14 protein-coding genes are annotated in these 10327 nt (G+C 70.0%); 12 read left to right on the top strand and 2 right to left on the bottom strand.

The window, feature by feature from the left end; genetic code table 11:
* Positions 1 to 192 precede the first annotated feature (192 nt).
* The 10 genes from TFC3_RS14410 to TFC3_RS14365 all read left to right on the top strand — a co-directional run bounded on the left by TFC3_RS14410 (position 193) and on the right by TFC3_RS14365 (position 7226).
* Positions 193 to 786: a CDP-alcohol phosphatidyltransferase family protein gene (locus TFC3_RS14410; RefSeq protein WP_067499972.1), complete on the top strand. Its 594-nt coding sequence runs from the start codon at positions 193 to 195 to the stop codon at positions 784 to 786.
* Positions 787 to 992: 206 nt separating this feature from the next.
* Positions 993 to 1949 (top strand): DUF881 domain-containing protein, encoded by a 957-nt coding sequence (locus tag TFC3_RS14405; RefSeq protein ID WP_082772049.1) that lies wholly within the window; start codon positions 993 to 995, stop codon positions 1947 to 1949.
* A complete protein-coding gene (locus tag TFC3_RS14400) occupies positions 1946 to 2278 on the top strand; it encodes a small basic family protein (RefSeq protein ID WP_067499965.1) in 333 nt (110 codons plus the stop codon). Before TFC3_RS14405 ends, TFC3_RS14400 begins: the two co-directional genes overlap by 4 nt.
* Before the next feature lie 4 nt (positions 2279 to 2282).
* Positions 2283 to 3038: a DUF881 domain-containing protein gene (locus TFC3_RS14395; protein ID WP_067499963.1), complete on the top strand. Its 756-nt coding sequence runs from the start codon at positions 2283 to 2285 to the stop codon at positions 3036 to 3038.
* Positions 3039 to 3066: 28 nt separating this feature from the next.
* Entirely contained in the window at positions 3067 to 3447 is a 381-nt protein-coding gene (gene gcvH / locus TFC3_RS14390; protein ID WP_067499962.1) for a glycine cleavage system protein GcvH, read from the top strand.
* A gap of 215 nt (positions 3448 to 3662) precedes the next feature.
* Positions 3663 to 4115 carry an FHA domain-containing protein gene (locus tag TFC3_RS14385; protein WP_067499957.1) on the top strand — a complete coding sequence of 151 codons (453 nt, stop codon included), beginning with the start codon at positions 3663 to 3665 and terminating at the stop codon, positions 4113 to 4115.
* Between the two features lie 59 nt (positions 4116 to 4174).
* The gene (locus TFC3_RS14380; protein WP_067499955.1) at positions 4175 to 4858 is read left to right on the top strand and encodes a MerR family transcriptional regulator; all 684 of its coding nucleotides are present in this window, start codon (positions 4175 to 4177) and stop codon (positions 4856 to 4858) included.
* Positions 4859 to 5164: 306 nt separating this feature from the next.
* Complete coding sequence (locus tag TFC3_RS14375) at positions 5165 to 5629, top strand: bifunctional nuclease family protein (RefSeq protein WP_067499954.1); 465 nt, start codon at positions 5165 to 5167, stop codon at positions 5627 to 5629.
* 176 nt (positions 5630 to 5805) lie between these two features.
* Complete coding sequence (locus TFC3_RS14370) at positions 5806 to 6372, top strand: MerR family transcriptional regulator (protein ID WP_067499950.1); 567 nt, start codon at positions 5806 to 5808, stop codon at positions 6370 to 6372.
* A 236-nt stretch (positions 6373 to 6608) separates the two neighbouring features.
* Positions 6609 to 7226 (top strand): bifunctional 2-polyprenyl-6-hydroxyphenol methylase/3-demethylubiquinol 3-O-methyltransferase UbiG, encoded by a 618-nt coding sequence (locus tag TFC3_RS14365; protein ID WP_082772444.1) that lies wholly within the window; start codon positions 6609 to 6611, stop codon positions 7224 to 7226.
* Here the strand turns inward: TFC3_RS14365 and TFC3_RS14360 are convergent.
* Positions 7192 to 8085 (bottom strand): LysR family transcriptional regulator, encoded by an 894-nt coding sequence (locus tag TFC3_RS14360; RefSeq protein ID WP_236718124.1) that lies wholly within the window; start codon positions 8083 to 8085, stop codon positions 7192 to 7194. The two genes, TFC3_RS14365 and TFC3_RS14360, sit on opposite strands and share 35 nt — an antisense overlap.
* A 65-nt stretch (positions 8086 to 8150) precedes the next feature.
* Between TFC3_RS14360 and TFC3_RS14355 the strand changes: the two genes are divergently transcribed.
* A complete protein-coding gene (locus TFC3_RS14355) occupies positions 8151 to 9056 on the top strand; it encodes a DMT family transporter (protein ID WP_067499943.1) in 906 nt (301 codons plus the stop codon).
* Between the two features lie 29 nt (positions 9057 to 9085).
* Positions 9086 to 9541 carry a carboxymuconolactone decarboxylase family protein gene (locus TFC3_RS14350; protein WP_067499939.1) on the top strand — a complete coding sequence of 152 codons (456 nt, stop codon included), beginning with the start codon at positions 9086 to 9088 and terminating at the stop codon, positions 9539 to 9541.
* 14 nt (positions 9542 to 9555) lie between these two features.
* Here the strand turns inward: TFC3_RS14350 and TFC3_RS14345 are convergent, their stop codons facing one another.
* Positions 9556 to 10293 carry a hypothetical protein gene (locus tag TFC3_RS14345; protein WP_067499937.1) on the bottom strand — a complete coding sequence of 246 codons (738 nt, stop codon included), beginning with the start codon at positions 10291 to 10293 and terminating at the stop codon, positions 9556 to 9558.
* Positions 10294 to 10327: the final 34 nt, after the last annotated feature.

The raw sequence follows: 10327 nt of genomic DNA, 5'->3' as shown, positions 1-10327 counted from the left end.
GTACGGGGTGATGGGGGGTTGGTGCGGGGCTGGATATAGTGGCTCGGCGAAGTGACTGGGCGGGGCCGGGCTGCTATCCGGGGGGACAGCGGCTGCATGGTGGCTCCGGGCCGGTGGGTGGCACGTCTGCGGGTGGGGTCCCGTGGTGGTTCGGGGAGAGGGGGCACCGTGGTGGAGCAGTCTGCGCCCGCAATGGTCACCAACCGCATTTGGACCATTCCCAATGTGATCAGCTTTGTGCGGCTTCTGGGCGTACCCCTTTTTCTTTATCTTCTGCTCGGTCCGCACCATGATGTTGCGGCCGTGATCGTGCTCGCGGTGGGCGGCACCACCGACTGGGTGGACGGCTATGTGGCCCGCCGGATGAACTCGGTGAGCCGGCTCGGGGAACTGCTCGACCCGTTCGCGGACCGGTTGTACATTCTGGCTACGCTGATCGGGTTCACGCTGCGCGAAGTCGTGCCGTGGTGGCTGACGACCGCCCTGCTGCTGCGCGAGCTGGTCCTGGGCGTGGCGCTGCTGGTGCTGCGCCGGCACGGGTACGGGCCGCCGCCGGTCCACTATGTCGGCAAGACCGGCACGTTCGTGCTGCTGGCCGCGTTCCCGGTGCTGCTGCTGGCCGAGGCCGTACCGTCAATCGATGCTGTGGCTCTGCCGTTGGGGTGGGCGCTGGCGTGGTGGGCGCTCGGGCTGTACTGGGCGGCGGCCGTGCTCTACCTTGCGCAGACCCGCGCGTTGCTGCGCGCTGACCGGACGCTGTCGTCACGCGAGGCTGTCGCGGGATGAGTTCGGCCCAGGGCGGCTCGGGGGAGCGCGAGGAGTCGCGGCCCAAGGATGTTGAGGCGGAACCGGCAGAGGCAGCCGCCGAAACGTCAGCGCCCGTAGCGCAGGAAACGTCCGAGACGCCCGCAGCCGCCCCTGAGACGCCGACGGAAGAACCCACGCCGGCAGACGAGCCCGGACAAGCGGCAGTCACGGAACCGCCGGCAGCCATGGAACAAGCGGCCGCGCCCGAACCAGCGCCGGCGTCCGAAGACCCGGCACCGCCTCCGCGAGCCCAGCCTCCCAACCCTGACGGCGAGGCCAAACCGCAGCGCACCTTCACCCCCGACTTCCTCACCGAGCTTTTCCGCAACCCCCTCGACCCTGGCTACGCGGACGCCGCGGCGCGCAAGGCGGCCGGGAACGGTGCTGTGGGCGTACCGAAGAAGATTTTGAGCGGGGTCAGTGCTTTGACGCTTGTGGCTCTGGGATTCTTGCTTGTGGTGGCTTATCAGCAGACCGTTGCCGATGAGCCGGCGCGCACGCAGGCACGGGACACGTTGATCGAGCAGGTGCAGAGCCGGCGGGAGAACACGACCGATCTTTCCGCGCGGGCTGATCAGTTGCGGTCCGAGGTGGCGAGGTTGCGCGAACAACAGCTCGGTGGGGCCGCCCTGGCTGAGCTGCAGGAGGCCGAGGCCCAGACCGGGCTGGCACCGGCACGGGGGCCGGGGACCCGGGTGACTGTGGGTGACGGTCCTTCGCCTATTGATCCGGTTACCGGGGAGCGCAGCACCGAGGGCCGGGTTCGGGACACCGATTTGCAGCGGGCCACCAATGCCTTGTGGGCGGGCGGGGCCGAGGCTGTTGCGATCAACGGCCAGCGGCTCACTGCCACCTCGACCATCCGGCAGGCCGGGGAAGCCATTCTTGTTGATTTCCGGCCGGTCACGTCGCCCTACCAGATTGTGGCTATCGGCCCCGATGCCTTGCAGCGGGAGTTCCGCGACGGGGTGACCGGGAAGTTTTTCCGGGCTTTGAACTCGCAATTCGGGATGTCGTTCGATGTTGCCCGGATCGGGGATGTGACAGTGGAGGCGGCCACCGAACCGAATCTGCGTCAGGCGAGTCCGTCGCCGCAGGCTTCCGTCAGACCAACCTCCTCACCGTCGGAAGGCGGCAGATGATTCCCGTAGTCGCCCTGATTGCCGGTGCCGTGCTGGGCATCGTCTTTCACCCCACCGTGCCGCCGGCGCTGCAGCCGTACCTTCCCATCGCCGTTGTGGCGGCCCTGGACGCCGTTTTCGGTGGTGTGCGCGCCAAGCTGGACGGCATTTTTGACGACAAGCAGTTTGTCGTCTCGTTCATCGCCAATGTTGTCGTGGCCGCTCTCATCGTCTATCTCGGCGATCAACTCGGCGTGGGCGGTCAGTTGTCCACCGGCGTGGTCGTGGTGCTCGGGGTGCGCATCTTCGGCAACGTCGCGGCGATCCGCCGGCACCTGTTCCGGGCCTAGGGCAATGACCGGCAACGATCAGAAGCCTCCCGGCGATCCGGTACGTCCGGAGCTCACCCGCAAGCGCAAGCTCACCTCGGCCGGCGCCCTGATCGGGTTGCTGCTGGCGCTGTTCGGCTTCACCCTGGTCGTGCAGCTGCGCAGCAACGATGCCGATTCGGGGCTCGCCTCGGCCCGCCAGGAGGACCTCGTGCGGATTCTTTCCGACCTCGAGGCCCGCGATCAGCGTCTGCAGCAGGAGATCAACCAGCTTGAGGAGAGCCAGCGCCAGCTCACCTCCGGGGTGGCCGGGCGCCAGGCCGCGCAGGCCGAGGCCGACAAGCGGGCCGACGAGCTGGGCCTGCTCTCCGGCACGCTGCCCGCGCACGGGCCGGGGCTGAAGATCTCCATCGACCCCGCCGGCCAGCCGATCAAGGCGTCCGCCATCCTGAACGCCGTGCAGGAGCTGCGCGGGGCCGGGGGTGAGGTGATGGAGCTGGTCGGCAACAACGGGGTGGCCGTGCGGCTCGTGGCCTCCTCGTATTTCGTCGACGCCGACGGTGGCGAGATCATCGTCGACGGTAAGCAGCTCAGCGGTCCATACACGCTCTGGGTCATCGGGGTGCCGGCCACCATGCAGACGGCGCTGCAGATCCCCGGTGGGGTGGTCGCGTCGGTGAGCCAGGCCGGCGGTAACGTGACCATGGAGCAGCGCAGCACGGTCGAGGTGACCGCGGTGCGCCAGTCAGCCAGCCTGCAGTACGCGCGTCCGGTCTCCTGACCAGGCGCGCAACTCAACGGAGGAACGAGTGATTCCCGAGGATCTGCGGTACACCGCCGAGCACGAGTGGGTGTCCGGCGACGGAACCGGCCCGGTGCGGGTGGGCATCACCCACTTCGCGCAGGACGCGCTCGGTGACATCGTCTACGTGCAGCTACCCGACGAGGGCACCGCGGTGCAGGCGGGCGACCAGCTCGGCGAGATCGAGTCGACCAAGAGCGTCTCGGAGATCTACGCGCCGGTCGCGGGCACTGTGGTGGCGCGCAACGCCACCCTGGGCGACGAGCCGGAGCTGGTCAACGCCGAGCCGTACGCGGCCGGTTGGCTCGTCGAGATCGCCCCGGACGACCCGGCGGCGCTGGACGCTCTGCTGGACGCCGCGGCGTACCAGGCATTGACCGAAGGCTGATCCGCCTGCGGCTCGCCCGCGCGTCCGGTTGCCCGGCTTTTGCGTGCTGACTAGGCTCGCGGGACATCTGTAGAACTGTTATTACTTCGAAACCCATAGTCGTGCAGCCGGGCCCACGGGCAGCGGCGGCGGGGGGAACGCGCACCGGACCCGAACGTCCGGTTCGCTAGCCCACGCCGTGTGGCGGCGACCGAAAAAGATCCGTGAGGTGGTCCATGACGCGCCCAGACGACGAGTTCCCCCCGCTCGACGTCACGTCCACGCTGAACCTCGGAGCGCTCGACGAGGTGCTCGAGGGGCCGGAGACCGACGTCGTGCCGAGCCGCATGTCGGGCTCGCTGCCGCCGGGCATGGCCCTGCTGGTGGTGCGTCGCGGTCCCAACGCCGGGGCCCGGTTCCTGCTGGACCATGACGTGACCACGAGCGGCCGGCACCCCGACAGCGACATCTTCCTCGACGACGTGACGGTTTCGCGCCGCCACGCCGAGTTCCACCGCGACGGTGGCACTTTCACCGTGCGCGACGTCGGCTCGCTCAACGGGACGTACGTCAACCGGGAGCGGGTCGAGTCCGCCACCCTCAGCAACGGTGACGAGGTGCAGATCGGCAAGTTCCGCCTCGTGTTCATCGCCGGCCCGCGGCCGGAGGGCGAGGGCGGCGGGGCGTGAACCCGGCGGGGGCGGCCGCGCACGACCCGAGGTCACGCCCGGGTCGTGATGCTGCGCTGATGAGCATCGGGGAGGTGCTGGCCCAGCTGCGCACCGAGTTCCCCGACACGACCATCTCCAAGCTCCGCTTCCTGGAGGCCGAGGGGCTGGTCGACCCGCAGCGCACCGCGTCCGGCTACCGCAAGTACTCGTGGAACGACGTGGCCCGCCTGCGGTTCGTACTGACCGCGCAACGCGATCAGTACCTGCCGCTGCGGGTCATCCGCGAGCAGCTCGAAGCCCTCGAACGCGGCGACGACCCGCTGGCCCGGCAACGCCCGTCGCTGGTCGCGGTGGGCTCGGAACCGGAGGTGTCGGCCGACACCACGGCCGACACCCGGGTGTCGCGCGACGACCTGATGGAACGCACCGGTGCGGCCGAGCAACTGCTCAGCGAACTCGAACGCATCGGCCTGGTCACCTCCCGCCCGCCCGGCTGGTACGACGGCGACGCGGTGGTGATCGTCGAGGCGGTGGTGGGCCTGCAGAAATACGGCCTGGAGGTACGTCACCTGCGCGCCTTCCGCGCCGGAGCCGACCGCGAGCTGGGGTTGTTCACCCAGTTGCTGGCGCCGCTGGTGCGCCAGCAGGACCCGGCGGCGCGGGCGCGGGCCTCGGAGACGGCGCGCGAGCTGCAAGCGCTGTCACAGCGGCTGCATGCGGCGCTGGTGCGGGCAGGCCTGCGCGACACGCTCGGCCGGTAGCCCGGCCGGGTTGTTACGCCCAGCGCTGAACGGTGGGCGCAGGACAAGGCGGGGTTGCCGCCGGGGGAGTTGTGAGCAGGGCCGGTTTGCCGCCGGCGGGGCTGTGAGCAGCGAAATTCGGGCGGTTTGCGGCCTGATGACAGGGTAAGCGCAGTGGGATCGGACACGGACCTCGTGTGGCGCTCGCCCCCGGGGCCCCGTGTACGGTGCAGGATAGGGCGGTAATCAAGCCTGACGATCGTCGCGGCCGCGCTGTGGCCGGCGACGTTCGACGGGGCGGCTACGACGTGCGACACGGAGGCGGCGGTGCGCGAGCTGAGCGTGGTCGGGGTTCGGGTGGAGCTGCCCAGCAACCAGCCGATCGTCCTGCTCAGGGAGGTCGACGGCGATCGTTACCTGCCCATCTGGATCGGCGCGGTGGAGGCGACCGCCATTGCGTACGAGCAGCAGGGCGTGAAGCCGGCCCGGCCGTTGACCCATGATCTGCTGCGGGACATTCTGACGGCGTTGCAGGCGCCGCTGAAGGCGGTGGAGATCACGGAACTCAAGGAGAACGTGTTCTACGCCGACCTGCTGATCGGCGACAACCTGCGCGTCTCGGCGCGCCCGAGCGACTCGATCGCCCTGGCCCTGCGGGTGGGCGCGCCCATCCGCTGCGCCGAGCAGGTGCTGACCGAGGCGGGCATCGTCATCCCGGACGAGCAGGAGGACGAGGTCGAGAAGTTCCGCGAGTTCCTCGACCAGGTGCGGCCCGAGGACTTCGCGGGCTGAGCCACGGCGTCGAGGGGTTTTGCGGGCTGGAACCCAGTGCCGGGGCGGGAAACATCGACGCGGGCGGTCCTCCGTACGCGGCGTGTCGCAGCATTACCTCCCTGTTTCGGGGACCGCTGAGTTATAGGCTCGCAAGGTCAAGGTGAAGCGGCACCGCGCAGCGGGGAGGTAGTCGCGTGCACGACTCAGAACCTCAGGAGGGTCCTCTCGTCGGCGAGGACGGCGAGGTCGGCTATCGCGGGGTGACCGCATGCCAGGCGGTCGGCATCAGCTACCGCCAGCTCGACTACTGGGCCCGGACCACGCTGGTGGTGCCGAGCATCCGCGACGCGTCGGGCTCGGGCACGCAGCGCCTCTACTCCTTCCGTGACCTGGTTGTTCTGAAGGTCGTCAAGCGGCTGCTGGACGCCGGGGTGTCGTTGCAGAACATCCGCAAGGCCATCGAGACGCTGCGCTCGCGGGGGGTCGAGGATCTGGCCGGCATCACGCTGATCTCCGACGGCACCACCGTGTACGAGTGCCGCTCACCCGAAGAGGTCGTGGACCTGCTGCAGGGCGGTCAGGGCGTGTTCGGCATCGCCATCGGCGGCGCTTTCAAGGAGATCCAGGGCTCCCTGTCCCACCTGCCCGCCGAACCGGCAGCCGCGCCGCAGCCCGTGGGCAACGGCACCGTCCCCGTCCCCGCCGAACCAGCCGCCGGCGACGAACTCGCCGCCCGCCGAGCCCGCCGCCGCGCCGGTTGAGCCGCCCGTCCCCGGACAAGACCGCGTCAAAGCCCGCTGCGCAGTCCCGCGCGCATCAACCAGCGGTAGGCACCCAGTAGCGCAGCTTCAAGCCACGCAGATCTCCCCGTCGGACCACCACAGCGTGGTGCTCGGCACGACCTTCGCCGGGCGCGGGGTCTCCCGGGAAGCCTGGGACTTGCCGATACGGCAACGGCAGGACCGGGAAAGGCGCCCGGAACCGCATGCTGGTGGGCATGCATGATGAAGCTTCATGGGATGCGCGGTACGCCGAGTCCGAACGGATCTTCAGTGGCGAGCCGAATGTGGCGTTCGTTGGTGAGGTGGCGGATCTGACGCCGGGCACCGCGCTGGAACTGGGCTGCGGTGAGGGCGCGGACGCCGTGTGGCTGGCGCTGAAGGGCTGGACCGTGACCGCGGTCGACATTTCCGGGGTGGCCCTGGCCAAAGCCGCCGGGCACGCCCAGGACGCCGGGGTGTCCATTGTTCTTCAGCGCCACGATCTGACCCGCACCTTTCCCGGGGGCACCTATGATCTGGTCACGTCGCAATTCCTGTATTCGATGGGCGACTTTCCGCGCGAGGCCATTCTGCGCCGGGCGGCTGCGGCGGTGAATCCGGGTGGGGTGCTGCTGATCGAAAGCCACCAGGATTTCGGGGGCCACCACAGCGACGAGACAATGCGGTTCCCGCTGCCGGGCGGGCTGATCGACGACCTGCACCTGAACCCGGACGAGTGGCAGGTGCTGCGCAGCGACACCCACGACCGGCTGCAGAACGGGCCGGACGGCCGGCCGGGGCATCGCGTCGACGGCACGGTCAAGCTGCGGCGGTCAGGTCAGCGAGCAGCGTGAGCACCAGCGCCAGCGCGGGCCAGGCATTGCGCCCGCGCCGGTGCACGGCGTAGCTGCGCAAGCGCACTTCCGGGTCGCGCAGCGGCACCAGGCGCACCCCCGGCCACACCATCCCGTCCGCCGGCAGCAGGGCCACCCCGAGCCCGGCCACAATCATGTCGCGTACCAGACCCAGGCTGTCGGCCCGATGCGTCACCCGCGGCTGAAAACCCTCCAGTGACGCCACCGTGCGCACCACATCCTCGTCGGCGGTGTTACGCGAGTTCACGATCCAGTCCGAGTCGCGCACATCGGCAAAACCGTCAGCCGCTGATTCTTCCGGTACGCCCAAAGCCCATGGCGTCTCCCACAATGAGACCGCCTCGACCGCCGGGTCGAACGCGGCCGGGGCCAGGTTGTAGTCGTAGACCAGGGCCAGGTCGGCAGCGTCGGCGACCAGCAGCTCGAACGCCTCGACGAGTTCGTGCTCGGCGATCAGCAGCCGCACCCGGGGATGCTCGCGGACCAGCGTGGCGGTGATCGGCAGCAGCGCCCGGCGCACCGCGGAGGCGAACCCGGCAACCCGCAGCGACCCGGCCGGCTCGGCTGCCGGGTCGAGGTCGCTCCGCGCGGCTTGCAGGGCGGCCAGGATGGTGACCGCGTGCCCGGCGAGCCGGTGTCCGGCGGGGGTGAGCCGCACCCGGCGCCCGGCGGGTTCGATCAGTTCGGCGCCGGCTTCCTGGGCCAGCACGGCGAGCTGCTGCGACACCGTCGAGGTGGTGATGTGCAGCTCATCGGCGACGGCCCGCATCGAGCCGAGCCGCGCGAGCTCGGCGAGAAGACGCAGGCGGCGCGGGTCCATGCCACCATTGTTCATCATCATCGAACGGTACGTCCACAGTTGTCACGTGGACGCGAACAGTTGCCGGGTCGTTGAATGGGCGCATGGTTCGTACCGGAACGATGTTCGCCCTGCTCTCGATGGTGCTTGCCCAGCTCGGCCTGGCCGCCGCGGTGCAGCTGATCGACGACCTCGGTGCCCCCGGCGCGGCGTGGCTGCGCCTGGCCTGGGGCGGTGTGCTGATGCTGCTGCTGATCCGGCCGCGGCTGCGCACGTTCAGCCGGCCCGGCTTGCTCAGTGCAGTGGCGCTGGGCGTGGTCACCGCCGGGATCACGATGCTGTTCATGAGCGCGATCGCCCGGCTGCCACTGGGTACGGCCAGCGCCCTGGAGTTCCTCGGCCCGCTCGGTGTGGCGGTGGCCCGTGGTGGCCGGGGTGCGCGGGTGTGGCCGGTGCTGGCCGCGGGCGGGGTGCTGCTGCTCACCGAACCGTGGCAGGGCGGCATCGACCCGATCGGCGCGGCTTACGCGCTCGGGGCGGCGGTGTGCTGGGCGGCGTACATCCTGCTCACCCAGCGCGTCGGCGACCAGGTTCCGGGGATGTCCGGGCTCGCGGTGTCCATGGCGGTGGCCGGGCTGACCGCGACCGTGATCGCCGGGCCGGTGACCGTCCCGCGGCTGACCGGTGAGCTGCTGCTGATCGGGCTCGGCCTGGCAATCTTGCTGCCGCTGATCCCGTTCGCGCTGGAGTTTTTGGCGCTGCGCCGCTTGACCACCGCGGCATTCGGCACGCTGATGGCCCTGGAACCGGGTTATGCGCTGCTGATCGGTCTGCTGCTGCTGCACCAGGTGCCGGGCTGGGCCGGGGTGGCCGGGATCGTGCTGGTGGTCAGCGCCGGGGTGGGAGCCGCCCGCACCGGTGCCCGCCCCGCTCCCGGGGAAGCCAGCGTTCCGGAGCAGCCGGTGATGAGCGGAACTCCTGTCACATCACGCGCGTCTGCCGGGTCATAGCGGTGAACCCAGCGAGACAGGAGACGGCGATGCACGCACGGATCGGTTTTCCCGAGGCATTGATGGGCGACACCACCAAGGCGATCGGGTTGTTGCACAAGGCGGCGCACTCCACGGGCGTACCGGATGCTGTGCTTGATCTGGTGCACCTGCGGGCAAGCCAGATCAACGGGTGCAGCGTGTGCGTCGACCTCGGCGGGCGCGCGATGAAGAAGAACGGCGAGTCCGACGAGCGGCTGTGGTCGGTAGCCGCGTGGCGCGAGACGCCGTACTTCAGCGACGCCGAGCGCGCCGCGCTGGAGCTGGCCGAGGCGGCGACCCGGCTGGCCGACCGCTGCGACGCCGTCAGCGATGAGGTGTGGGCCGCCGCCGCGAAACATTTCGGTGAGGAGCAGCTGGCGGCGATCGTGCTGTGGGTGGCCACGACGAACTTCTTCAACCGGCTCAACGCGGCCACCCGTCAGCAAGCTCCGCAGATGTTCTGAAGCGACACGGGTTTTCAGGTAACGGGGGTGGCCCGCTCGACCATCACGCAGTGGTGCTCATCGGGCCACCACCAGCCGGTCGAGCGGGCCAGCAAGGCCCAGTCGTCCAGCCGCGCCGCGTGCCGGGGTGGGTAGGCGGCCAGGCCCAGGCGGCGCAGCACGTCGTAGTGGGCGATCCAGGAGGCGTCGTGCCGTCCGTACCAGCAGATCGGTAACCGGGCGGGCGGGCCGAGCTGGGACCGTACCGGTAAGGCCTGCTCCTGCATCAGTTTGGTCCACAGATGGTCGCGGACCTCGCGGCGCAGCACCACGCGCAGCGGGACCCCGAACTCCAAAGCCTGGGCCGGGGGCAGCACCGGCCACTCCCGGGTTTCCTTTTTCGGCGCCTTGACGCCGGGGTATTCGGCGCAGTCGTCGAGCGCGGCCATCATCGCCGACCAGCCCGCCGCGAGGTCCACCGCCAGGGGAGGCCGACCGGCCGGTTGACGGGGTTGGCGCCACCGGTGCAGATCCTCGTGGCTGGGGATCGCGGTGGCGTACGGCAGGCCTTCGCGCGGCGAGGCGACCCAGCGGAACTCGGGGCGACCGCGGCCGTGCCGGGCGTACAGGCGGGTGAGAACGGCTTCGGCGGCCTGACGGTTGGACGGCTCGGTGGACGATCCCACCTCGAGCCATTCACGCCGGATGTCGGCGGCCTGATGCCAGTGGTCGAGCAGGGCAGCGGCGGACTTGCGCCGCGCCGGGGCGGTCATCGACCGGGGGCGCGCACGCCCTTTCGCATAGCGT

This window comes from Actinoplanes sp. TFC3, from assembly GCF_001553785.1.
Lineage (GTDB): Bacteria > Actinomycetota > Actinomycetes > Mycobacteriales > Micromonosporaceae > Actinoplanes.
This window is presented reverse-complemented; position numbering and strand designations above follow the sequence as displayed.

Coding starts and splice junctions, on each gene's coding strand:
- TFC3_RS14355 (WP_067499943.1), top strand. CDS start 8,151: ATGGTTCGTACCGGAACGATGTTCGCCCTGCTCTCGATGGTGCTTGCC.
- TFC3_RS14350 (WP_067499939.1), top strand. CDS start 9,086: ATGCACGCACGGATCGGTTTTCCCGAGGCATTGATGGGCGACACCACC.
- TFC3_RS14385 (WP_067499957.1), top strand. CDS start 3,663: ATGACGCGCCCAGACGACGAGTTCCCCCCGCTCGACGTCACGTCCACG.
- TFC3_RS14360 (WP_236718124.1), bottom strand. CDS start 8,085: ATGATGAACAATGGTGGCATGGACCCGCGCCGCCTGCGTCTTCTCGCC.
- TFC3_RS14380 (WP_067499955.1), top strand. CDS start 4,175: ATGAGCATCGGGGAGGTGCTGGCCCAGCTGCGCACCGAGTTCCCCGAC.
- TFC3_RS14400 (WP_067499965.1), top strand. CDS start 1,946: ATGATTCCCGTAGTCGCCCTGATTGCCGGTGCCGTGCTGGGCATCGTC.
- TFC3_RS14365 (WP_082772444.1), top strand. CDS start 6,609: ATGCATGATGAAGCTTCATGGGATGCGCGGTACGCCGAGTCCGAACGG.
- TFC3_RS14395 (WP_067499963.1), top strand. CDS start 2,283: ATGACCGGCAACGATCAGAAGCCTCCCGGCGATCCGGTACGTCCGGAG.
- TFC3_RS14410 (WP_067499972.1), top strand. CDS start 193: ATGGTCACCAACCGCATTTGGACCATTCCCAATGTGATCAGCTTTGTG.
- TFC3_RS14405 (WP_082772049.1), top strand. CDS start 993: ATGGAACAAGCGGCCGCGCCCGAACCAGCGCCGGCGTCCGAAGACCCG.
- TFC3_RS14345 (WP_067499937.1), bottom strand. CDS start 10,293: ATGACCGCCCCGGCGCGGCGCAAGTCCGCCGCTGCCCTGCTCGACCAC.